The organism is Sphingomonas yantingensis, from assembly GCF_014199325.1.
Classification (GTDB): Bacteria; Pseudomonadota; Alphaproteobacteria; order Sphingomonadales; family Sphingomonadaceae; genus Sphingomonas; species Sphingomonas yantingensis.
Genome location: NZ_JACIJJ010000006.1, coordinates 68,369 through 91,727 on the forward strand (window position 1 = coordinate 68,369; position 23,359 = coordinate 91,727).

The following is a 23,359-nucleotide window of genomic DNA, read 5'->3' on the forward strand; positions in this document are numbered from 1 at the left end:
CCTAAGGGCGTCGAAGGATGACGCTTGTGGCTCTGGGCTCCCGCTTCTGCGGGAGCACGGCACCGCTTGCGGGTGGGGCCCCGCTCCCGCTAGGCCTGTGCCCATGGCAATGACCTATGGCGACTATCTTGCGCTGCCGACACTGTTCGATGCGCAGCGGCCGATTTCGGACCATCCCGACGAGCCGCTGTTCATCGCGATGCACCAGACGCAGGAATTATGGATGAAGCAGGGCATCCACGAGCTGACCCAGGCGCTCGCGCTCCTCCGCGCCGATCGGCTGCCCGAGGTGTACAAGGTGCTCGCCCGCGTCAGCCGGATCCAGGCGGTGATGACGCTGTCGTGGGACGTGCTGACGACGATGACGACCACCGACTACATGCGCTTCCGCAATGTGCTCGGCAGTTCGTCGGGGTTCCAGTCGGACCAGTTCCGCACGGCCGAGGTGATGATGGGCTTTCGCGACGGCCCCCGCCACGGACCGCAGACGCGCGCGGCGGCGGCGCAGCCGAGCCTGTGGGACGAGGCGAACATGGCCGCCGCGCGCGCCGGCCTGCCGATGCCGGCGGCGGCGCTCGCTCGCGACTGGTCCGCTCCCTACACCCCTGACCCGGCGGTCGAGGCGGCATGGGCGACCGTGTACCGCGAGGAGCAGGCCTGGTGGCCGCTCTATCAGCTCGCCGAGAAGCTCGTCGACCTTGATGAGGCGTTCGCGACGTGGCGCCACAAGCACGTGCTGACGGTCAGCCGCATCATCGGCCACAAGCGCGGGACCGGCGGCACCGGCGTCCATTATCTCGAATCGACACTGCCCAGGCGCGCCTTCCCCGAACTCTGGTCGCTGAGAACGAGCCTGTGACGACGAGCTACAAGCACCTTTTCCAGCGGTCGCTCGCCGCCAATCCCGACCGGCTGCACATGGCCGCGCACAGCCATCACCTGTGGCCCGATGCCAGCTGGCTGGGGCACCGGGCGGCGTGGGAGGATGCCGCGCGGCTCGCCGACACCAAGTGGAAGCGGGTGATGGAAGAGATGTGGCCCGCGGGGCAGGACCATGTCGCGCGCGAATTGGGGCTGCCCGATCCCTCGACCGTCTGCTTCGCGGGCAACACGCACGATTTCCTCGTTCGGCTGGTCTCCGCGATCCCCCGCCGCCCCGTTCGCATCCTCGCCACCGCGGGCGAGTTCCACAGCTTCACGCGGCAGGTCGCGCGCTGGGTGGAAAACGGCGAGGTCGTGCTCGAGACCGTCGAGGCGGACGACGCTTTGGAGGAACGGCTGGTCGAGCGGGCACGCTCCGGCGACCACGACCTGATCGTCGTCAGCCATGTCGCGTTCGGCACGGGGCGAGTGTTCGGCGGCTTGAGCGACCTTGCCGCCGTGGCCGCGCCGGAGGGGCCGTGGGTGCTGGTCGACGGCTATCACGGGTTCATGGCGGTCGAGACCGATTTCTCGGCCTATGCCGGATGCCTGTTCTACACCTCGGGCGGGTACAAATACGCGATGGCGGGGGAAGGCGTCGGCTTCCTCCATGCGCCGGCCGGCTATGCGGCGCGCCCGGCCGTCACGGGCTGGTATGCCGCGTTCGACGACCTGAGCGCCCCGCCCGGCGGGGTGGGCTATCCGCCCGACGGCCGCCGGTTCCTGGGCGCGACGTTCGACCCGTCCGGGCTCTACCGCTTCGTCGCGGTGCGCGACATGCTCGCGAGGGAGGGGCTGTCGACCGCGGTCGTCTCCGCCCATGTCGCCGAATTGCGCGACCAGCTGATCGGCTCGCTCGACCGGTCGCCGCTCGGCGATGCGGAGATCGTCAATCCGCCCGGCCCTGTGCAAGCGCGCTTCCTCGCGCTGCGCAGCCCGCGCGCGACGGAATGGCAGGCGAAGCTGCTCGCGCAGGACGTCGTCACCGACGTACGCGGCGACGTGCTGCGCATCGGCCTCGGCCTCTATCACGACGCGCGCGACGTCGAGCGGTTTGGTGAGATCGCAACAAAGCTATAGTCGGGCTGGTCTTTCGCGCACGAAAGCTGCATAGGGCGCGCCTCACCGCCGCTTGAGGAAGTCCGTCATGCCTGCCTATCGTTCCCGCACCACCACCCATGGCCGCAACATGGCGGGCGCGCGTGGCCTCTGGCGCGCGACGGGGATGAAGGACGAGGATTTCGGCAAGCCCATCATCGCCGTCGCCAACAGCTTCACGCAGTTCGTGCCCGGCCATGTCCACCTGAAGGACTTGGGCCAGCTCGTCGCGCGCGAGATCGAGGCGGCGGGCGGCGTCGCCAAGGAATTCAACACCATCGCCGTCGATGACGGCATCGCGATGGGTCATGGCGGCATGCTCTACTCGCTGCCCAGCCGCGAGCTGATCGCCGATGCGGTCGAGTATATGGTGAACGCGCATTGCGCCGACGCGATCGTCTGCATTTCCAACTGCGACAAGATCACGCCGGGGATGCTGATGGCGGCGATGCGTCTCAACGTCCCTGTCGTGTTCGTGTCGGGCGGGCCGATGGAAGCAGGCAAGGTTGTGGTGAAGGGCAAGGCACGCGCGCTCGACCTGGTCGATGCGATGGTGGTCGCCGCCGACGACAGCTATTCGGACGAGGAAGTCGCCGCGATCGAGCGGTCGGCCTGTCCCACCTGCGGCTCCTGCTCGGGCATGTTCACAGCGAACTCGATGAACTGCCTGACCGAGGCGCTGGGGCTGGCGCTGCCCGGCAACGGTTCGGTGCTGGCGACGCACGCCGACCGCGAGAAGCTGTTCCGCGAGGCAGGCCATCTGATCGTCGACCTTGCCAAGCGCTGGTACGAGCAGGACGACGAGACCGCGCTCCCCCGGACCATCGCCAGCCGCAAGGCGTTCGAGAATGCCATGAGCCTCGACATCGCGATGGGCGGATCGACCAACACCGTGCTCCACCTGCTGGCGGCGGCGCAGGAGGGCGGGGTCGATTTCGGCATTGCGGATATCGACCGGCTGAGCCGCCGCGTGCCCGTCCTGTGCAAGGTCGCGCCCGCGGTCGCCGACGTGCACATGGAGGACGTCCACCGCGCCGGCGGGATCATGGCGATCCTCGGCCAGCTCGAGCGCGGCGGACTGTTCGACGCCTCGCTCCCCACCGTCCATTCGGCGACGTTCGGCGACGCGCTCGATCGCTGGGACGTGTCGCGAACCAACTCGGATGAGGTGCGCCAATTCTATCGCGCGGCGCCCGGCGGCGTGCCGACGCAGGTGGCGTTCAGCCAGGCGGAGCGGTGGGACGAGCTCGATACCGACCGCGCGGGCGGCGTCATCCGCTCGGTCGAGAACGCGTTCTCGAAGGATGGCGGGCTGGCCGTGCTGTTCGGCAACCTCGCGCCCGAGGGGTGCATCGTGAAGACCGCGGGCGTGGACGAATCGATCCTCACCTTCCGCGGGAGCGCGCATGTGTTCGAGAGCCAGGACGCCGCGGTCGCCGGCATCCTCGGCAACATGGTCAAGCCCGGCGAGGTCGTGTTGATCCGCTACGAGGGGCCGAAGGGCGGGCCGGGGATGCAGGAAATGCTCTACCCGACCAGCTATCTAAAGTCGAAGGGGCTGGGCAAGGCGTGCGCCCTCGTGACGGACGGGCGCTTCTCGGGCGGCAGCTCGGGGCTCTCGATCGGCCATGTCTCGCCCGAGGCGGCGGAGGGTGGCCTCATCGCGCTGGTCGAGCAGGGCGACCCGATCGTCATCGACATCCCCAACCGCCTGATCGCGATCGACCTGCCCGAGAATGTGCTGGCGGAGCGCCGCGCGGCGATGGAGGTGAAGGGCGCGAAGGCATGGAAGCCCCTTGGGCGCAAGCGCGAGGTGTCGGCGGCGCTCCGGGCCTATGCGGCGCTGACGACGAATGCATCGCGCGGCGCGGTCCGGGATGTGGGGCAGGTCGAGCGCTGATTTCCTCCCCACTTGAGGGGGATGATACAAAGACTTGGCGGCGTGAGCCGCCTAGTCGCAGTTGGAGAGGGGGAGCGACCGCTTGACGGTCGCGCGGCGCTTTGCGCCGCTCCCCCTCTCCAAGCTTCGCTAGCCGCTAAAGCGGCAAGCTGCGCTATCCTCCCCCTCCAGGGGGAGGAAATTACGCTGCGATGTCGTACGGCTTGATCTCACCCGCCAGGTACAAGTTCCGTGCCTTTGCTCGCGACAATTTCCCCGAGCTCGTCCGCGGGAGCGTGCGCGGCGGGACCAGCTCCACCACGCAGTTCATGCCCGTCACCGAGCGCACCCGCTCGCGGATCTCGTCGCGCAGGCGGCTGCGCTCGGCATCGTCGCTGGTACGGCACTGAACGAGGACGGCGGGCGTCTCTTCCCCGCCCGGCGTGGTGATCGCGAACGCGGCGATATCGCCCGCCTTAAAGCCAGGCAGCTGCTCGACCGCCCATTCGATGTCCTGCGGCCAGTGATTGCGGCCATTGACGATGATCATGTCCTTGGCCCGGCCGACGATGTAGACATAGCCGTCCGACAGGTAACCCATGTCGCCGGTGTCGAGCCAGCCGTCCTTCATGCATGCCTCGGTCGAGGCTTCGTCGCGGAAATACCCGGCCATGACGCTGGGGCCGCGGCACCAGACCTTGCCGATCGCCTTGTCGGGCAGCGGCGTGCCATCCTCCTCGCGGATTTCGACTTCCATATCGCGCACCGGACGACCGCAATTGACGATCGCGCGATATCGCTGCGGGCGCCCGCCATCGGCGGAGATGCCGGAAAGCTGCGTTTCCTCGACCAGCTCGACGACGATACCCTCGCCTGGCGGCATGATCGAGACCGCCAGCGTCGCTTCGGCAAGGCCATAGCTCGGCAGGAAGGCCGACGCCTTGAACCCGGCATCGGCAAAGGCGTCGACGAACTTCTGCATCACGTCGGGGCGGATCATGTCGGCGCCGTTGCCCGCAACGCGCCAGCGCGACAGGTCGAATCGCTCGCTCGCCTTGGTCTGGCTCGACATGCGGCGCGCGCAGATGTCGTAGCCGAAGGTCGGCGAATAGCTGAGCGTCGTCCCCGGATTGCGGCTGATGAGGTCCAGCCAGGCGAGCGGACGGCGGGCGAAATCCTCGGTCTTCAGATAATCGACCGACACCTGGTTGGCGATCGGTGACAGGAAGCAGCCGACCAGCCCCATGTCGTGATACCAGGGCAGCCACGACACGCAGCGGTCGCTGTCGATCAGCGCCATGCCGTGCGCGTGCGCGGCCAGGTTGTTGAGGAGGGCATGGTGCGTGACCGCGACGCCGTGCGGGAAACGCGTCGAGCCACTCGAATATTGGAGGTAAGCGATATGGTCGCCCTTGGCCTCGGGCAGCGCCGTCTCGGTCGCGGTGGCGGCGGCGAACGTTTCCCACGCGATCCCCTCGACGCCGATGCGCTGCGCGGCGGCACCGGCCATCGCCTCGAGCTCGGCGGGATAGAGGAGCAGGCGCGGGTCGCAGCTTTCGAGCTGGACCGCGAGCTGGTCGATATAGCTGTCGCGCCCGCCGAAGCTGGTGGGGAGCGGCAGCGGCACCGGCCACGCGCCGGCATAGACGGTGCCGAAGAACAGCGACGCGAACTCGGGGCCGGTTTCGGCGACGAGGGCGATGCGCTCGCCCGGCTTCACGCCCATCGCGATCAGGCGGTACGCCTGTTCGAGCGCATCGACGCGAAGCTCGCTATAGGGATAGGCGCGCGTCAGCGTTCCGCGCGCGTCGTGGAAGTTGAGGCCCCGCGCGCCCGTGGCGGCGAAGTCCAGCGCCGCACCCAGCGTCTCGAAATCGGAGAAGCGGCGCGCGAGCGTACAGGCGCTCGGCGTGGCGTTCAGGGTTCCGGCGGCGGCACTGGTCACGAATGGCGATCCTGGATTGTTGTCATTTTCGGCGCTTATCCTCCCAGTCGCCGGCTTCTAACCGGCGCAAGATAAGCGCAGGCTGACACCGGTCGCACGGCCTCGCGTTCAAAATCGACCGTCACTATGGCACAAACATGGCCGATGCCCGGACGCAAGCCTTCATTACGGCCGTATGACGCCAAGACGCTCGAGCGGTCGGCGCTTCGCTATGTCGAGCGATTCGCGACGACGCGTGGCAAACTGGCCGACTATCTGACGCGAAAGCTGCGCGAGCGCGGCTGGGCCGAGGACGCGCCGCCGCCGGTGGAGGCGCTGGTCGAGCGGTTCGCCGGCCTCGGCTATATCGACGACCGCGCCTGGGGTGAGGCCAAGGCGGCTTCGATGGCGCGCCGGGGGCTCGGCGCGCAGCGGGTGCGCCAGACGCTGGGCGCGGCGGGAATCGCGGGCGAGGACATGGCCGCGATCGGCGACGCGGTGGCGGAGGGCACGATCGAGAGCGCCGTCGCCTTTGCCCGGCGCAAGCGAATCGGTCCATTCGGGACCCCCGTCGACGACCGCGCGGCGATCGAGCGACAGGTGGGACAAATGGTCCGCGCGGGCCATTCGCCGATGCTCGCGCGCCGGATCGCGACCACCTCGTTGGAATCGCTCGAACCGGCGTCCCGTTTCGAGGATGCCGACGATGTTGCTTTGCGACTCATTCGTTCGCTTTCGTGAAATGCTGTGATAGGTTCTGCTTTCGGGGGTACACCAATCATGCGTAGCGATCCGCAAAGACGGATGGAGGATTACGAGGCGCCGGCCTTTCTGTCGGGGGGCAGCATGACCGATCACGATGCCCAAGACCGTATCTATGCCGGAACGGTCAAATGGTTCGACGTGACGCGCGGGTTCGGCTTTCTGGTCGCCGACGATCCGGCGGTCGGCGACATCCTCGTCCATTTCTCGGTGCTTCAGGAACATGGGCGTCGCAGCCTGCCCGAAGGTGCGCGGATCGAATGCCGCACGCTCCAGCGCCCGCGCGGGCTTCAGGCGCGAGAGATCGTGTCGATCGACCTGTCCACCGCGGTCGAGATGCCGCCGGCGCGCAATCCCGACCGCGTCGATCGCACCAAGCTGATCGACACCGCCGGCCCGTTCGAGGCGGTGACGGTGAAGTGGTTCAACCGCCTCAAGGGCTATGGCTTCGTGATTCGCGATTCGGTGCCGGGCGACGTGTTTGTCCACATGGAGACGCTGCGCCGTGCCGGGGTCGAGGAGGTCGAGCCCGACCAGCGGCTGCGCGCCCGCATCGTCGAGGGCGAGAAGGGCCCGCTTGCGGTAGCGGTCGAAAAGCCCGAATAATCGCGACCATGTTGACGCGCATCCTCGCCCTGGCGCTCGTCGCCGGGCTCGCACCGCTTGCCGCCTGCACTGGTGGTGCCACGTCGCTGACGGCGGAGGAGCAGGCCAAAGGCATCGTCCCCGTCACGGTGACGACGAAGGGCGGCAAGCACGTGTTCAAGGCCGAACCGGCAGTGACGGCGGCCGAGCAGCAGCGCGGACTGATGTTCCGCACCGATCTCACCGACACCTCGGCGATGCTGTTCTGGCCCTATCCGGCGGGCGGCGGCGCGCCGAAGGAGGCGAGCTTTTGGATGCAGAACACGCCGACCGCGCTCGACCTCATCTTCATCCGCCCCGACGGCACGATCGCCCGCATCGCCCGCGGCGAACCCTTCGACGAGACGCCGATCCCCTCGGGCGAGCCGGTGGGCGCGGTGCTGGAGGTAAAGGCCGGCGTCGCGGCGGCGACGGGGATGGCCGAGGGCGACAAGGTTACCTGGCCGCAGAAATAGTCGGCGTCAGGCCGGCTCGGCGACCCTGTCCGGCGTCGCTGTCGGCTCTGCCGCCAGTTCGCGCCAGCCGCCGGCGCCCAGCACCTCGAGCGGCTGGAAGCGCGCTTTGTACGCCATGCGCGCCGATCCCTTCACCCAATAGCCGAGATAGACGTAAGGCAGGCCGACCGCGGTCGCGCGGGCGATGTGGTCGAGGATGATGAACGTGCCGAGCCCGGGCCGTGCGTCCGGCCCCGAATCGTAGAAGCTGTAGATCATCGACAGGCCGTCGGCCTGCTGGTCGGTGATGCACGCGCCGACCAGCTTGCCCGGCCGGCCGTTCACCGACGGCTCGCGATACTCGATCACGAACGAGCGGACGGGGCTGTGCTCGACCATGTCGGCATAATCCTGCTCGTCCATACCCGCCATGCCGCCGCCGGGATGCCGGGTGGAAAGATAGCGCTGGAGAAGGTCGAACTGCTCGTCGGTGGCCCAGGGGCGACAGGCGCTGACCTCCAGATCGGCCATGCGGCGCTGGAGCTTGCGCTGCGTCGCGCCGGGGACGAAGCGGTCGGCGACGACGCGCACCGACTGGCACGCGTTGCAGCTGGGGCAGGAGGGGCGATAGGCGACCGACTGGCTGCGGCGAAAGCCGATCCGGCCGAGCGCGTCGTTGAGTTCGCCGGCGTGATTGCCGGTCAGTTCGGTGAACACCTTCCGCTCCTGCCGGCCCGGCAGATAGGGGCAAGGCGCGGGGCTGGTGACGAAGAAGCGTGGAAAACGGAACGGCGCAGTCACGCTTCGCAAAGCCCCTGAAACAGGGCCGCGACATACGGCCCGTGTCCAATATGCAGGTCGCCCCGAGTCATGAAAAGACGGTTTACCATGAAATGCGGGTAGCCGATTCGGGGGATGCGGCGATCGTCATGAACCGCGCGCCCGATCGTGCCGAAATCGTACGGTTCGCCGGTCAGGCAAGCTCGACCAGCGACACCTCGTACTGCGCGGCGCGCAGCGCGTCGATCAACCGGTCGAGATGCGGGCGGTCGCGCGTCTCGCACTCGATATCGGTGATGAGGCCCTTGGCCGGCAGCGTCGTGAAGACGCGCTGGTGATAGATCTCGATGATGTTGACGGCCTGCTCGTGAAAGATCTTGGCGACCCCGAACAGCGCGCCGGGCCGGTCCTGCAACCGCACGCGCAGCCGCGCGAGTCGCCCCGAGCGGGCGAGGTCGCGAAGCAGCACGTTGGCGAGCAACCGCGTGTCGATATTGCCGCCGCACAGGACGATGCCGATGTGCCGCCCGGCGAACCGCTCCTTGTGCGTGAGCAGCGCGGCAAGGCCAGCGGCGCCCGCCCCCTCGACCACAGTCTTCTCGATCTGGAGTAGGAGGCTGACCGATTCCTCCAGGCTGCGCTCGCTCACCAGCACGATGTCGTCGACCAGTGCCTTGACGATCTGTGCGGTCAGGCCGCCCGGTTCCTTGACCGCGATCCCCTCGGCCAGCGTGTCGCCGCCGATCGGCAGGCTCTGGCCCGAGACGCGGTTGTACATCGACGGATAGAGCTCGGCCTGCACGCCGATCACCTCGATCGGCCGCGACTGCGCCTTGGCGACGGTGGCGATGCCGGAGATTAGCCCGCCGCCGCCGATCGGCACGACAAAGCTGTCGATCCCCGGCGCATCCTCGAGCATCTCGAGCGCGATCGTGCCCTGTCCTGCGACGATGCGCGGATCGTCGAACGGATGGACGAAGGTATAGCCGTTCGACGCCTCGAGCTTACGGGCATGGGCGTATGCCTCGTCGAAGGTTTCGCCCTCGAGGATCACGGTCGCGCCGTGCCCCTCGGTCTGCGTCACCTTCACCGTCGGGGTCGAACGCGGCATGACGATCGTGACCGGGATGCCGAGGCGGATGCCGTGATAGGCAAGTCCCTGCGCATGATTGCCGGCGGAAGCGGCGATGACGCCCTTCGCCCGCTGCTCGGTCGAGAGCTGGAGGAGCGTATTGAGCGCGCCGCGCTCCTTGTAGGCGGCGGTGAACTGGAGGTTCTCAAACTTCAGATAGACGGTCGCGCCGACGAACTGCGACAGCGTCTTGCTGACCAGCGTTGGCGTCCGCACCACTGACCCCGCGATCCGCGCGCGCGCCGCGAAAACGTCGTCTAGCGTGACCGGCGTATCGGTCGGGGCGGGCGATGCGGGAAGGCTGGCCATGGCCGCCCCCCTAGCGGATTGGCGGCACCGGGGGAACAGGGTGGCGAAAGCCCGCCCTTGCGCGGCCGCGGGCGCGCGGCGATAGCGCGGCATGGCAAAAGTCGCATTTCTGGGTCTGGGCGTCATGGGCGCGCCGATGGCGGGGCATCTGGCAAAGGCCGGGCACGACGTCACCGTCTTCAACCGCACGCGGGCCAAGGCCGAAGCCTGGGTCGCGGCGAACGGGGGCCGCGCGGCGGCGAGCCCCGCTGAGGCGGGCGAGGGGGCGGCGGCGGTGTTCGCCTGCGTCGGCAACGACGACGACCTGCGCCAGGTGACGCTGGGCGAGCAGGGCTGCTTCGCGGCGATGGCCGAGGATGCGGTGTTCGTCGACCACACCACCGTCTCCGCCGCGATCGCGCGTGAGATGGCGGGCGAGCGCGCGCTGGTCGTCGACGCGCCGGTGTCGGGGGGACAGGCGGGGGCCGAGGCGGGTAAGCTCTCCGTCATGTGCGGCGGCAGCGACGCGGCGGTGGCGGCGGCGCGGCCTTTGATGGAGGCCTATTCGGCGCGGATCGTCCATGTGGGCGCGGCGGGCGCGGGCCAGACGACCAAGATGGTCAACCAGATCTGCATCGCCGGCGTGCTGCAGGGGGTGAGCGAGGCGCTTCGCTTCGCGCAAGCGTCCAACCTCGACCTCGACAAGGTGCTGGAGGCGATCTCGGGCGGCGCGGCGCAGAGCTGGCAGATGGTTAACCGCTGGTCGACCATGGCCAAGGACGAATTCGACTTCGGCTTCGCGATCGACTGGATGCGCAAGGACCTGGGCCTGACGCTCGACGAGGCGAAGCGGAATGGCGCACTCCTCCCGATGACCGCGCTGGTCGACCAATTCTATGCCGAGGTGCAGAAGGCCGGCGGCGGGCGCAAGGATACAAGCGCGCTGGTGACGCGGCTGCCGAAGGGTTGAAGACGAAGCGTGACTTCGGATCAAGTTCGGGGTGACGAGCTCACTTCGTGCCGAACGCATCCCGGTACGCCGGCTTCACCGCCGCCAGCAATGCGTCGGTGACGGGCAGCGTCACCTCGAACGTACCCTCCGCATAGGGCCCCGCGACGTATGGCCCGACCAGCAGCCCGATCCGGTCGATCGTCTGCCGGTCGGTGGACCCGAGGATCAGTGTCGCGTCGGCGACCTTGGGGCAGGCGTCGAAACTGTCATCGGAGCGGACGACCGGGGCACCGCGGCGCTTTTCGCGCTCCTTATCGATCGCGGCGCAGAACGGCGCGCCGATCGCCCGCTGGATCGCGTCGGTCGAGGTGAAGACGTCGGTCGGCTTCAGCCGCTGCCCCGCCGCCTTGTCCCAGACGATTGCGTCATAGCCCGGGCTGCCGTGCGCGCCGCCGGTATAGACCCAGGTTTCCGCCGACAGGCTCAGGAACCGGGGGGTGTCGGTAACGACCTGCCATTCGTGCGTCGATTCGTACGGGCGAAACTCGAAATCGCCGTCCGCGGCTTCCTTGCGAAAGGCGGCGGTATCCTTGTCGAGTTCGGCGATCAGCGCGGCGCGGTGACCCTCGAACCATTGGGCGAGCGCGGGGATCGCCGCTGCCTGCGCCGGATAGGCGAACTCGAAGCTATAATTGTCGTTCTTGACCGCGGTCTTGCTGGGCTTCGCCGCAGAGCTGGGCGACGGCGCGGGTTCGGGCGTCGTGGTCGATGCGGGCGCCCCCGCGGTCACCCCGTTCTCGGGTGCGGCCGGCTGCTCGGGCACGCCGCCACAGCCCGACAGGAGCGCGCCGAGCGCCAGGATCGCCATCGTCCGCATCGATGCCCTCGCCAAAAACATGGCCAAGTCATATGGCATGGCCATGAAACTTCTCAACCGCTTCGCCGCCCTCATGCTCGCCGCCACCGCGCTGTCCGCGCCTGCCCTTGCCGACGGGCTGGTCGACAATGTCGACGGCGTGACGCTTGACGAAAAGGGCCGGCCCGAGCGGTTCACCGGCATCCTGATCGACAAGGACGGCACGATCACCCGCGTTCTGGGGCGCAAGGACAAGCGGCCCGAAAAGCTCGACTGGCGCACCGACATGAAGGGGCGCGTTGTCATGCCCGGCATGATCGACGGCCACGGCCATTTCATGGAGCTTGGGTTCAAGGCGCTGTCGCTCGACCTTTCAGACACCAAGAGCTTTGAGGAAGCGAAGGCGAAGATCGCCGCCTATGCCGCGGCCAATCCTAATCGCCCGTGGATCACCGGCGGCGGCTGGAACCAAGAGAAATGGGGCCTCGGCCGCTTTCCGACCGCGGCCGAACTCGATGCCATTGTGCCGGGCAAGCCGGTCTGGCTCGACCGGGTGGACGGCCACGCCGCCTGGGCGAACTCGGCCGCGATGAAGGCGGCCGGCGTGACCGCCAAGAGCGTCGCGCCCACGGGCGGCCGGATCGAGAAGGGCCCTGGCGGCGCCCCCTCCGGCGTGTTCGTCGACGCGGCGATGGCGCTGGTGGCCAAGGCGGTGCCTGCCGCGCCCCCGCGCGAGCGCAACGCCGCGTTCCTCGAGGCGCAGCGCATCCTCCTGTCGAACGGCATCACCGCGACCGCGGACATGGGCACCAGCCTCGATGACTGGCTGACCTATCGCTACATGGGCGACCGCAACCTCCTGCGCATTCACATCATGAGCTATGCCAATTCGGTCGAGACCGCGGTGCGTGTTGGCGTCAGCGGGCCGACGCCGTGGCTCTACAACGACCGGCTGCGCATGGGCGGGATCAAGCTTTATCTCGACGGCGCGCTGGGCAGCCGCGGGGCGTGGCTGAAGGCGCCCTATGCCGACGCGCCGGGCCAGACGGGCCTGCCGCTCCAGACCGATACGCAGCTTCTCAACCAGATGAGCCGCGGGGCGATGGACGGGTTCCAGCTGGCCGTCCACGCGATCGGCGACCGCGCCAATGCCGAGGTCCTGAACGCGATCGAGGAGCTGTCTGGCAGCTATACCGGCGACCGGCGCTGGCGGATCGAGCATGCGCAGATCGTCGATCCCGCCGACCTGCCGCGCTTCGGCCGCAACGGCGTCGTCGCGTCGATGCAGCCGGTCCACCAAACCAGCGACCGGGTGATGGCGGAAACGCGGCTGGGTGCGCAGCGGCTGGCGGGTGCGTACGCCTGGAAGTCGATCGCCGCGACGGGCGCGCGCGTCGCGTTCGGTTCGGACTATCCGGTCGAGAGCCCCAACCCGTTCGCGGGCTGGGCGGCGGGCTTCACGCGGCAGGATGCCGAGGGCCAGCCCTTTGGCGGCTGGCGGCCCGAGGAAGCGCTGACGCGCGAGGCGGCGTGGCGCGCCTTCACCATCGATGCGGCTTACGCGGGGTTCGCCGAGAAGAAGCTCGGGCGGATCGCGCCGGGGATGCGTGCGGACTTCATCGTCGTCGATCGCGATCCGACGATGGCAGCGCCCGCGGAACTGCGCGCGACACGCGTGCTCGAAACCTGGGTCAATGGCGAGAAGGTGTGGGTCGAGGGCCAGCGTGCACTGCCCGTACCCGAAGGCGGCACGGCGCCCGCGCCGGTGGCGGCGGCGCCGGTGGCGGCCGCGCCGGTCGAGCCGGGCCGGTAAGCGTGCGCCCGCGAAAGCGGGAGCCCAGAGCCAAGCAGCGCGCCGTTCGCGACCCTGCGCTCGCGTGCGGCTTCGTCATCCCAGCGAAGGCTGGGACGACGTAGAGGAGGGGGCGGGACCCTCTCGGTCGCCGCCCCCCAACCCGTTACTGAACCCCGTGCATCCACTTCCGGATGATCGGCGACAGCGCGAGGAGGACGAGGCCGATCACCGCCGAGGCGATGCCGATCGTCCAGAACACGCCGTTATAGGTGTCGAGGCTGACCTTCAGGTTGGTCACCTGACCGCCCACCGTCTCGACGCTCGCCACCTGCGCGACGATGCCCGCGACATACTGCGCGACCGAGATCGACAGGAACCACACGCCCATCATCAGCCCGACGATGCGCACGATCGACAGCTTGGTCACCATCGACAGGCCGACCGGCGAGATGCAGAGCTCCGCCAGGCTGTGGATGAGGTAGAGGCCCGCGAGCCACCACAGCGCCACCTTGTAGTCCGGCCCAGCAAACTGCCCGCCCCAGACGAGGAACAGGAAGCCGGCGCCCACGCCCATCAGCGCGATGCCGAACTTCACCGGGATCGACGGCTCGATCCCCCGCTTGGCGAGCGTGGTCCAGAGCGCCGCCATGATCGGGGCGAAGGCGACGATGAAGAAGGCGTTGAAGAACTGCGTCTGACCCGCCGAGATGTTGAATAGGCCGAAGACGCTCAATTCGGTATTGCGGTCGGCGAACAGCGTCAGGCTGGACCCCGCCTGCTCGAACAGCGTCCAGAACACGACGTTGAAGATGATGAGCACCATTGCGGCGACCATCATCTGGAACTCGCGGCGATCGCCGTTGACGTAGGACCAGATCAGGATGCCGGGGACGGCGACGAGGAACGTGCCGAACAGCAGCTTGCCCATCAGCGGTAGCGACAGGACGTAGCCGAGGATGCCCGCACCCGGCGCCGGCGGCTCGGCATTCATGAGGTTGGAGAAGAGAAGGTAGAAGAGCGGCACGCCGAGCAGCGCCGCGGCATAGATGCCGAGCGCGCGCTGCGGCCCCTGTCCCGCGGGCGGCTCGCCGTAACCGGCCAGGCGGCCGCCATCGAACTGGATCAGGAACCACGAGAAGAACATGCCGATCGCGGCGAGGCCGAAGCCTGCCCACCAGCCGATCGTGGTCGCGAGCAATGGGCAGAGCAATTGCGACCCCAGCGAGCCCAGGTTGATGCCCATGTAGAAGATGGTGAAGCCGGTATCGCGCCGCCGGTCACCGGGGGCGTAGAGTTCGCCCACCATCGTCGAGATGTTGGGCTTGAAAAAGCCGTTGCCGACCGAGACCATGCAGAGCGCGATCAGCATCACGGTCACGAAGAACGGGCTGCGCTCGCCGTCCGACACGAAGCCGCCCTTGGCCACCGTGCGGTCGACCGCGCCCGCATCGTTTAGCAGCGACACGGTGCCGTCGTCATTGCCCTTGATCGCCAGGCGCCGGTCGCCGTCGAGGACGTAGCGTGTCTCGGTGCCGTTGTTCGCCTCGATCTGCACTTCGTACCGCTGGCCGTCGATCGTCGCGAAGGGCTTGGCCGTCTCGCCGCCGAAGCAGAGCGTCAGATAGCCGAACGCCATCAGGATCGCGCCGAACTTCACCGCGCGCTTCGACCCTAAGAACTGGTCGGCGAGGTATCCGCCGATCAGTGGGGTCAGATAGACGAGCGCGGTGAACCCGCCATAAAGGCCCGTCGCCTGCCGGTCGCCGAACAGGAAATGCTGCGTCAGATAGAGCGTCAGCAGCGCGCGCATGCCGTAGAAGCCGAACCGCTCCCACATCTCGGTCGTGAACAGGCGGGCAAGCTGGGCGGGATGGCCGAACCAAGTCTTTTGCGACGACGGATCGACGCGGGAGATATCGGGTTCGGCCGGGCTGTCCGCGGTCGGCGTTTCTACCATGTGGGGGGAAGGCTCCTGATGGATGCGCAGCGGACAGCGCCCGCGCGAGTGGTTGCGGCGGAGACTAGCGCGATTGTCGCGCCTGTAAACCTTGGCGGCAGCAGGGGCGGTCGCTAGCTGACGCCCATGTTCAACGATCCCACCAGCCTTTCCGCCTATCTCGCCAGCCGCCGGTCGGGAAAGCCGCGCGACATGGTCGCCCCCGGCCCCGACCGCGATCAGGTCGCCGCGATGGTCGAGATGGCCGCGCGCACGCCCGATCATGGCAAGCTCGCCCCCTGGCGCTTCGTCGTGATCCCGCCAGACCGGCGCGAAGCGTTCGCGGCGATGCTGGAGGCGGCGTATCTCGCCGAACGGCCCGAGGCCAAGCGGCTGGAGATCGAGGCAGTGCGCCAGTTCGCGCTTCAGGCGCCGACGCTGATTACCGTGCTGTCGAGCCCGCGCGACAGCCACATCCCCTTGTGGGAACAGGAATTGTCGGCGGGCGCGGCAGTGATGAACCTGCTCCATGCCGCCAACGCGCACGGCTTCGTCGGCGGGTGGCTGACAACCTGGGCCGCCTTCTCGCCCGCGGTGCTGGCGGGGCTTGGCGGGCGTGCGGGCGAGAAGATCGCCGGGTTCGTGTTCGTCGGCACCCCCTCGCGCGCGCTCGACGAGCGGCCGCGCCCGCCGCTCGACCTCATCCTTTCGGATTGGTCCGGCTGAGGCGGTTTCCAAACGCACCCACTTGCCGTATTAAGTCGGCATGACAGCGATCGAGCATGACGATTCTCCCGTGTACATGCGGCTTCGCGCCACGATCGCCGCGGCGATCCTGCGCGGCGAGTATCGCGCGGGCGACCAGCTTCCCTCGGTCCGCGCGCTCGCGGCCGAAGTCGGCGCCAACCCCCTGACTGTCGCCAAGGCGTATCAAACGTTCCAGGACGACGGCTATGTCGAGGTGCGCCGCGGCGTCGGCATGTTCGTGCTGCCCGGCGCGGCCGAGGCGCTCAGGGTGGCCGAGCGCGACCGGTTCCTTAAAAGCTACTGGCCGCGGGTGCGCGACCATATCGCGCTGCTCGGCCTCAGCCCCGAGGAATTGTTCGAGCGCGTTTGAGCCTCCACCCCGGCGAACGCCGGAGTCCTGTATCGGGCCATTCGCGTTGGCGTGCCTTCGCTGGCCGCTCGTTACCGGACCCCGGCCTTCGCCGGGGTACGGGTAAGAGCCTTTTCCACCACCGGCTCCACGCGATCGACGATCCGCACGATCCCCTCTGGCTTCGGGTGGATGCGGTCGGGGAGCATCAGCGCGGGGTTCGTGACGACGCCCTCGAGGAAGAACGGGTCGAGTGCGGCGTCGTATTTCTTTGCCAGGTCGGGATAGATTGCCTCGAACGCCCGAACGTAATCCGGGCCAAGATTGGGCGCCGCGCGCATCCCCGTCAGCACGATGGGAATGCCGCGCTTCTGCAATTCGGCGCAGATCGCATCGAGATTGGCGCTTGTTTCCTTTGGGTCGATCCCGCGCAGCATGTCGTTGCCGCCCAGGCCTACGATCGCGAGGTCGGGCTTCCTCGGCAGGCCATCCAGCGTGAAGGCAAGCCGCCTGAGCCCCGCCGCGCTGGTGTCGCCCGACACGCCGGCGTTGCGCACGCTGGACGCGATCCCGGCAGCGCGCAGCTTCTGTTCCAGCACATAGGGGAATGCCTGCTGCGGCAGCACGCCGTAGCCCGCATAGAGGCTGTCGCCGAACGCCAGGACGAGGCGCGTGTCCGCCGCCTCTGCGGTCGCGCGGGCTGTTGGCGTGGGCACGGGCTTTGGTGCCTCGCCCGAACAGGACTGGAGAAGCAGCGCCGCCACCACATATGATGCACCAAGCATTATCGAAGGACGCACATTGCCACCCATGCCAGCCGGACCGTTGACGGCCGATATCGCGATCCGCGCGCGCAATGTCACGCTCTCGCTCGGCAGCCGCCAGGCGCCGACCGAGATCCTGAAGGGCATCGACCTGGATGTTGCGAGCGGTAGCTCGGTGGCGATCCTCGGGCCGTCGGGCTCGGGCAAGTCGTCGCTGATGGCGATCCTGTCGGGCCTCGAACGCGCGAGCGGCGGTAGCGTCGAGGTGGCGGGGGTCGATTTCACGTCGCTGAACGAGGACGGCCTGTCGCGCGCACGGCGGGGGCGGATCGGTATCGTGCTTCAGGCCTTTCACCTGCTCCCGACGATGACGGCGCTCGAGAATGTGGCGGTGCCGCTCGAACTGGCGGGCACGGATGATGCGTTCGCGCGGGCAGAGGCGGAGCTGGCGGCGGTCGGGCTCGGCCACCGCGTCACCCATTATCCCGCGCAATTATCTGGCGGCGAGCAGCAGCGCGTGGCGATCGCCCGTTCGGTCGCGCCCGCCCCCGCGATCCTGTTCGCGGACGAGCCCACCGGCAATCTGGACGAGGCGACGAGCGGCGCGATCGTCGACCTGTTGTTCGAGCGGCAGCGGGCGGCGGGCGCGACGCTGGTCATGATTACCCATGACCCGTCGCTTGCCGACCGCTGCGACCGCGTCATCCGGATGCGCGACGGCCGCATCGTCGAGGACAGCGCTGCTTGAGCCCCGCCGCGCTATGGCGGATCGCCCGCCGCGACCTCAATGCCGGGTTTCGCGGGCTGCGCCTCCTGTTCGTCTGCCTGTTCCTCGGCGTCGCGACGCTGGCGACGATCGGCAGCCTGACCGCCTCGATCTCCAGCGAACTGACCGCGCGCGGCCGGGTGATCCTTGGCGGCGATGTCGAGGTGGCGATGACCCAGCGAGAGGCGAGTGCGCCCGTGCTGGCGGCGATGCGACAGGGGACGACGGGTTTCTCCGCGACGATCCGGCTGCGCGCGATGGCGAACGGGCCGGCGCGGCCGGGTACGCCGGGTGCGGTGCTGACCGAGTTGAAGGGCGTCGACGGCGCCTATCCGCTGACCGGCACGCTGCGACTGGCGAACGGTCGATACGTGCCGCTCGCGCCCGATGCGGTAATTGTCGACCGCGCGCTGGCCGAGCGACTGCTGCTGCGCGTCGGTGATCCGCTCCGCTACGGCACCGCACGGTTTCGTGTCGCGGGGATCATCGCCGAGGAGCCCGACCGGGTCAGCGAGGGGTTCACGCTTGGTCCGGTAGCGATCGTGTCGCTAGACGGGCTCAGGCGCACCGGGCTGGTCCAGCCGGGCGCGATGTACGAGGCGAAGTATCGGCTGACGCTTTCCCCCACCGCATCGCCGACGGCAGTGGTCGATCGGCTGAAGGCGCGCTTCCCCGTCGAGGCGCTGGAGACCAAGACGCGTGACCGGGCGGCGCCGGGGGCGGATCGCTTTTTCCAGCGCCTCGGCCAGTTCCTCGGCCTGATCGGGCTCGCTGCGCTGGTCATCGCCGGAATCGGCGTCGGCAACGGGGTGGGCGCGTACCTGATCGCCAAGCGCGGCGGGATCGCGACGCTGAAGGTGCTGGGCGCCACCAGTCGCGATATCGAGCGGCTCTATCTGATGCAGATCGGCGCGGTGTCGTTGGCCGCGGTGGTCTGCGGGCTGGCAGTCGGGGCGGCGCTGCCCGCGGTGATCGTCGCGGCTGTGGGCGACCTGTTGCCGGTGAAGCCGGCGGTGGGCCTGCATCTGCTGCCGCTGCTAACCAGTGCGACCTTCGGGCTGCTCATCGCCTATGCCTTTGCGCTGCCGCCGCTCGCCCGCGCGCGGTCGATGCCTGCCGCTGCGCTGTTCCGCGAGGGCGTGGAGCGGCGGGCGGGGATCCAGCGGCGCACCGTGCTTCGGGTCGCTGTCGCTGCGGCGGCGATCGTCGCGCTGGCGGTCGGCACGGCGCGCGACCCGCTGTTTGCCGCCGTGGTGCTGGGCAGCGTCGCGGGTGTGCTGCTGCTGCTCGCGGGGCTCGGCTGGGCGATCCGGCGGCAGGCCGCGCGAGTGCCGCGGCCGAAGGCGCCGCTCGTCCGGCTGGCCGTCGCCAATCTCCACCGGCCGGGGGCGCAGACGGGCGCGCTGGTCGTCGCGCTCGGCTTGGCGCTGACGCTGTTCGTGACGCTGGCGGCGATCCAGACCAGCCTCGATGCGGAGATTGCCCGCGCAGTGCCGGCCCGCGCGCCCGACCAGTTCGTGCTCGACGTGCCGAGCGACCAGCGCGCGCGGTTCGAAGCGCTGGTGAAGGCCGATGCACCCGAAGCGAAGCTCAACATCGTCCCCTCGCTGCGCGGCACGATCGTCGCCTATGCCGGTACGCGCGTCGCCGATTTGAAGGCGATCCCCGACGATGCCTGGTTCCTGCGCGGCGAGCGCGGCGTCACCTATTCGGCGGCGCTGCCGCAGGGGAGCGTGCTGAGCGCGGGCGAATGGTGGCCCGCCGGTTATGCCGGCCCGCCGCTCGTTTCGCTGGACCGCGAGGCCGCAAAGACGCTGGGGCTGAAGGTCGGCGACACGATGACGGTCAGCGTGCTCGGGCGCGAGATCGAGGCACGGATCGCCAACCTGCGCGAGATTCACTGGGAGACGCTGGGCTTCAACTACATCATGGTCTTCTCGCCCAACACCCTCGCCGCGGCGCCGCATAGCCTGACCGCGACGATCGAGATGGACGACCGTCATCAGGGCGCCGTGACGCGCGCGCTGCTCGCCGCCTTCCCGTCGGCCTCGATCATCGCGACGCGCGAGATCATCGGACAGGTGCGCACGATCCTCGACCAGATGGCGGCGGCGATCCTGCTCTCCGCCTCGGTCGCGATCCTCGCGGGTATCGCCGTGCTGGTGGGCGCGATCGCCGCCAGCCGGGCCGCGCGGACCTATGACAGCACGATCCTGAAAACGCTGGGCGCGACGCGCGGACAGGTGCTGGGCGCTCAGGCGATCGAGTACGCGCTGCTCGCCGGCGTGCTCGCGCTGCTGGCGCTCGGTCTTGGCGGCGGGGCGGCGTGGTTCGTCATCGTGCGCGTGTTCGACTTCGGCTGGGCGCCCGACTGGGGCGTGGTGCTGGGGACGCTGGGCGCGGGGGCGTTCCTGACGCTCGGCATCGGGCTTGCCGGAAGCTGGCCGGTGCTGTCGGCGCGTCCCGCAGCGGTACTCCGGCGCCTCTGATTAACCGCCGCGGCAGGGCGGCGCGGGTGATAGATGGTGCGGGGAATCAAAAAGGATGTCCCCATGCGCCACATCGCCGCGCTGCTTGCCGCCACGCTTCTTGCCGCGCCCGCCCTCAGCCAGGGCGGCGGGCCGTATCAGGTCGAGGGCGGCCGCACCTATTCGAGCCTTCAGGACGCGGTGAATGCGATCGGCGGCGGCACGGGAACGATCCGCATCGCGCCGGGCCGCTACCGCGACTGCGCAGTGCAGGAAGCCGGCCGCATCGCCTTCGTCGCGGAGCCCGGCAAGGTCGTGTTCGACGGCGCGATCTGTGAGGGCAAGGCGACGCTCGTCCTGCGGGGCAAGGGCGCGAAGGTCGACGGCATCGTCTTCACCCGCACCTTCGTCCCCGACGGCAACGGCGCGGGCATCCGCATCGAGACGGGCAATCTGGAGGTCGTGAACACGATGTTCGTCGACGGCCAGTGCGGCATCCTGTCGGCCGAGGACCCGTCCTCGACGATTAGCGTGGACAAGACGACGTTCGCGCGGCTGGGCAAGCATCCTGACGGGACCGGCGCGCACGCGCTCTACATCGGCAATTATGGCGGGCTTCGCGTAACGCGCAGCCGGTTCGAGCAGGGGACCGGCGGCCATTACGTGAAGAGCCGCGCGCCGCGGGTCGAGATCGTCGACAACAGCTTCGACGACAGCCGTGGGCATACGACCAACTACATGATCGACCTGTCCAACGGCGCGGCGGGCCGCATCGCCGACAACAGCTTCGTCCAGGGGCCGGACAAAGAGAACTACTCGACGATGATCGCCGTGGCGGCGGAGGGCGTGCACCATTCGTCGCGCGGACTGGTGGTCGAGAACAACCGCGCGAGCCTGGCACCGACGTTCAAGGAATCGACGACGTTCGTCGGCGATTGGGCGAAGGACGGGGTGACGGTCCGCGGCAACATCCTCGCGCCGCGCATCAAGGAATATGCGACCCGCTAGGCCAGCCGTCCGCCCAGCCACGTTCCCAGATATTCGAGCGCCGCGAGCCGCCGCCACACCGCACTGTCTGCGACGCGCTCGACCGCGAAGAAGCGCGCCATCAGCGGCATCCGCAAGTCGATGACGCGGCGCATATAGTCCGCCTCCAGCAGCCCGCCATGCTCGTCGCCCATGGGCCTCAGCCGCCGCTGGAGCGCGTAGCTGCGCTGGCGCAGCCAGGTGGGCCGCACGCGCGACGACCATTCCGACCGGCGGTGGCGCTTGTCCGGCCCGCTCGCGAAATCATGGCCATAGGCGGAGGGCTGCGCCGCCAGCACCGGGTCGATCGCGGTCAGCAGCGCGCTCTCGAACGCGCCCGCCTGCTTGAGCGCCATCGGCAGCTTCATCGCCTCCCCCACGACATGCTGGTCGAGGAACGGCATCGCATAGGCGCCCTGCCGCGATTCGAGGCTGATCTCGCGCCCGAACAGCGAGCGACAGCGCACGCGGGGATAGGCGTGCTCGATCCACTGGCGCGACAGGCGCGCGATGGGCGAGGGCGCACCGAGCGCGTCGGCGATTTTGCCCTCGATCGTTTCGAGAAACGCACCGGCATCGAACAGCGCGGTCGCGTCGCGCGGGTCGAAGCGCGCGAAGAAGCTGCGCGCCACCGTCCGCGCACTGAGTGGCCGGTCGGGCAGGAAGAAGAAGTCGCGCCACACCTCGCCGCATCCGCCCGAGGCGGCGAGCCCGCCGCCCGCGTGCCGCTTGTTGCGCGCCCACACCGCGCCGCCATTGTCGAAGATGTTGCCGAAGGTGGGCAGCGCGTCCCACGCTCTGAAATTGGCCTCCACCACCGCCGGAAATGCCTCGGGCGTCGGCGAGAAGACGCCATCCTTGTCCACCCATTCGACGCCGAAGCCGAGCGCGGCGGCCATCGCCTCGGCGATCACCACGTCCTCGTCATCGCGAGTGCCGTAGACATAGAGCGCGGGATCGACTCCCTCTGCTCGGAGCGCGGCGAGGAGCAGGCGCGAATCGAGGCCGCCCGACAGCGGCGCATGGACGGTGCGGAAATGGCCGAGATGCGCGGTGAGCGTATCGGCAAGCGCCTTGCGGTGGCGCCCGATGCGGTCGGCGAGCGGCTCTTCGCTGGCGATATCGGGGAGCGGGCGGTCGTAGCGATGCCGGACGACGCCCTCGCGCGTCAGCTCGATCACCATGCCGGGGCCGAGCGTCTTCAGCCCGGCGAACACCGTGTCGTCGCCGATGGGGACGACGTTGAACGCGTATTCGTACACGCCCTGTGCGTCGAACGACACGCGCGGCAGCGAGACGAGCGCGGCAGTGAGCGAGGTCGAGAACAGCGTGTCGCCGGTGTCGTGGTGCAACTGATGCGCGGCGAACCAGTCGCAGAAGACCCATGCCCGCCCGTCCTTGACGATCAGCGCGCTGAATTGTCCGCCAAGCCGCGCCCAGTCGGGATCGCCGCCCCGATAGTCGTCGAGCAGCGCCGCGAGCGCCGCGGTGCCGATCCGTCCGGCATAGGTGAGTGTGCCCGCGACCGCGATGAGGTCGTCGCCGACGCGGTGCCACGTCGCCGGGCCGCCCTGCACATAGCCGTAATGCATCCCCGTCCAGCCGGGGATTGCGATCCGCGTCGGCTGGCCGAAGCCATGATCGGCGTACTGGCGCGCGGCGGCGTCGATCCGCTCGCGTGTCCGTTCAGGGTCGTCCGCGCGGGTCAGGTACAGGCCGGCCATAAGGCTGGCCTAGCGCGCCGTAGTTAACAAAGCGAATAGCGGCGAAGGAAGGGGCGGGTGCTGCGTCGTGCCTCGGCGGGGCCGTGCCCCGGCGAGGGTCGGGGTCCAGTTGC

At 68.8% G+C, this 23,359-nt stretch carries 20 protein-coding genes; 13 read left to right on the plus strand and 7 right to left on the minus strand.

Annotation, left to right across the window (positions count from 1 at the left end; genetic code table 11):
* The first annotated feature begins 103 nt into the window (after nt 1-103).
* From FHR19_RS16275 to ilvD, 3 genes are all read left to right on the plus strand, one after another.
* A complete protein-coding gene (locus tag FHR19_RS16275) occupies nt 104-859 on the plus strand; it encodes a tryptophan 2,3-dioxygenase (protein WP_246359590.1) in 756 nt (251 codons plus the stop codon).
* Nucleotides 856-2,001: an aminotransferase class V-fold PLP-dependent enzyme gene (locus FHR19_RS16280; protein ID WP_343053309.1), complete on the plus strand. Its 1,146-nt coding sequence runs from the start codon at nt 856-858 to the stop codon at nt 1,999-2,001. The genes FHR19_RS16275 and FHR19_RS16280 overlap by 4 nt, the downstream gene beginning before the upstream one ends.
* Before the next feature lie 67 nt (nt 2,002-2,068).
* A complete protein-coding gene (gene ilvD / locus FHR19_RS16285) occupies nt 2,069-3,919 on the plus strand; it encodes a dihydroxy-acid dehydratase (RefSeq protein WP_184030660.1) in 1,851 nt (616 codons plus the stop codon).
* 181 nt (nt 3,920-4,100) lie between these two features.
* On the opposite strand, the gene FHR19_RS16290 is transcribed toward ilvD, so the two are convergent.
* Nucleotides 4,101-5,843: a fatty acyl-AMP ligase gene (locus tag FHR19_RS16290; protein ID WP_343053310.1), complete on the minus strand. Its 1,743-nt coding sequence runs from the start codon at nt 5,841-5,843 to the stop codon at nt 4,101-4,103.
* A 144-nt stretch (nt 5,844-5,987) separates the two neighbouring features.
* Between FHR19_RS16290 and FHR19_RS16295 the strand changes: the two genes are divergently transcribed.
* From FHR19_RS16295 to FHR19_RS16305, 3 genes are all read left to right on the plus strand, one after another.
* Nucleotides 5,988-6,563, plus strand: coding sequence for a regulatory protein RecX (locus FHR19_RS16295; protein WP_184030662.1), 576 nt, complete (start codon nt 5,988-5,990; stop codon nt 6,561-6,563).
* A gap of 105 nt (nt 6,564-6,668) precedes the next feature.
* Nucleotides 6,669-7,190: a cold-shock protein gene (locus tag FHR19_RS16300; RefSeq protein WP_246359606.1), complete on the plus strand. Its 522-nt coding sequence runs from the start codon at nt 6,669-6,671 to the stop codon at nt 7,188-7,190.
* Nucleotides 7,191-7,198: 8 nt separating this feature from the next.
* Nucleotides 7,199-7,684: a DUF192 domain-containing protein gene (locus FHR19_RS16305; protein WP_184030664.1), complete on the plus strand. Its 486-nt coding sequence runs from the start codon at nt 7,199-7,201 to the stop codon at nt 7,682-7,684.
* A 6-nt stretch (nt 7,685-7,690) separates the two neighbouring features.
* Here FHR19_RS16305 and FHR19_RS16310 read toward each other — a convergent pair whose 3' ends face one another.
* Nucleotides 7,691-8,464 carry an arginyltransferase gene (locus FHR19_RS16310; RefSeq protein ID WP_184030666.1) on the minus strand — a complete coding sequence of 258 codons (774 nt, stop codon included), beginning with the start codon at nt 8,462-8,464 and terminating at the stop codon, nt 7,691-7,693.
* A gap of 172 nt (nt 8,465-8,636) precedes the next feature.
* Nucleotides 8,637-9,884, minus strand: a complete 1,248-nt coding sequence (locus tag FHR19_RS16315; protein ID WP_184030668.1) for a threonine ammonia-lyase — start codon at nt 9,882-9,884, stop codon at nt 8,637-8,639.
* Nucleotides 9,885-9,975: 91 nt separating this feature from the next.
* Here FHR19_RS16315 and FHR19_RS16320 point away from each other — a divergent pair, with 91 nt between their 5' ends.
* On the plus strand, nt 9,976-10,833 hold the full coding sequence (locus FHR19_RS16320; protein WP_184030670.1) for an NAD(P)-dependent oxidoreductase: 858 nt from the start codon (nt 9,976-9,978) through the stop codon (nt 10,831-10,833).
* A gap of 40 nt (nt 10,834-10,873) precedes the next feature.
* Here the strand turns inward: FHR19_RS16320 and FHR19_RS16325 are convergent, their stop codons facing one another.
* Nucleotides 10,874-11,683, minus strand: a complete 810-nt coding sequence (locus FHR19_RS16325) for a DUF4163 domain-containing protein (protein ID WP_184030671.1) — start codon at nt 11,681-11,683, stop codon at nt 10,874-10,876.
* A gap of 46 nt (nt 11,684-11,729) precedes the next feature.
* Between FHR19_RS16325 and FHR19_RS16330 the strand changes: the two genes are divergently transcribed.
* Nucleotides 11,730-13,484 (plus strand): amidohydrolase, encoded by a 1,755-nt coding sequence (locus tag FHR19_RS16330; protein ID WP_184030673.1) that lies wholly within the window; start codon nt 11,730-11,732, stop codon nt 13,482-13,484.
* A 145-nt stretch (nt 13,485-13,629) separates the two neighbouring features.
* Here the strand turns inward: FHR19_RS16330 and FHR19_RS16335 are convergent, their stop codons facing one another.
* Nucleotides 13,630-15,423, minus strand: coding sequence for a peptide MFS transporter (locus FHR19_RS16335; protein ID WP_184030675.1), 1,794 nt, complete (start codon nt 15,421-15,423; stop codon nt 13,630-13,632).
* Between the two features lie 126 nt (nt 15,424-15,549).
* Between FHR19_RS16335 and FHR19_RS16340 the strand changes: the two genes are divergently transcribed.
* Nucleotides 15,550-16,128 carry a nitroreductase family protein gene (locus FHR19_RS16340; RefSeq protein ID WP_184030677.1) on the plus strand — a complete coding sequence of 193 codons (579 nt, stop codon included), beginning with the start codon at nt 15,550-15,552 and terminating at the stop codon, nt 16,126-16,128.
* 40 nt (nt 16,129-16,168) lie between these two features.
* Nucleotides 16,169-16,519 (plus strand): GntR family transcriptional regulator, encoded by a 351-nt coding sequence (locus tag FHR19_RS16345; protein ID WP_184030706.1) that lies wholly within the window; start codon nt 16,169-16,171, stop codon nt 16,517-16,519.
* 71 nt (nt 16,520-16,590) lie between these two features.
* Here FHR19_RS16345 and FHR19_RS16350 read toward each other — a convergent pair whose 3' ends face one another.
* A complete protein-coding gene (locus FHR19_RS16350; protein ID WP_425505979.1) occupies nt 16,591-17,283 on the minus strand; it encodes an arylesterase in 693 nt (230 codons plus the stop codon).
* 25 nt (nt 17,284-17,308) lie between these two features.
* On the opposite strand from FHR19_RS16350, the gene FHR19_RS16355 reads away from it, so the two are divergent.
* From FHR19_RS16355 to FHR19_RS16365, 3 genes are all read left to right on the plus strand, one after another.
* Nucleotides 17,309-18,010 carry an ABC transporter ATP-binding protein gene (locus FHR19_RS16355; RefSeq protein ID WP_184030711.1) on the plus strand — a complete coding sequence of 234 codons (702 nt, stop codon included), beginning with the start codon at nt 17,309-17,311 and terminating at the stop codon, nt 18,008-18,010.
* Entirely contained in the window at nt 18,007-20,517 is a 2,511-nt protein-coding gene (locus tag FHR19_RS16360) for an ABC transporter permease (RefSeq protein ID WP_184030713.1), read from the plus strand. Before FHR19_RS16355 ends, FHR19_RS16360 begins: the two co-directional genes overlap by 4 nt.
* Before the next feature lie 63 nt (nt 20,518-20,580).
* Complete coding sequence (locus tag FHR19_RS16365) at nt 20,581-21,504, plus strand: right-handed parallel beta-helix repeat-containing protein (protein ID WP_184030715.1); 924 nt, start codon at nt 20,581-20,583, stop codon at nt 21,502-21,504.
* Here FHR19_RS16365 and FHR19_RS16370 read toward each other — a convergent pair.
* On the minus strand, nt 21,501-23,246 hold the full coding sequence (locus FHR19_RS16370; protein WP_184030718.1) for an asparagine synthetase B family protein: 1,746 nt from the start codon (nt 23,244-23,246) through the stop codon (nt 21,501-21,503). The two genes, FHR19_RS16365 and FHR19_RS16370, sit on opposite strands and share 4 nt — an antisense overlap.
* Nucleotides 23,247-23,359 lie beyond the last annotated feature (113 nt).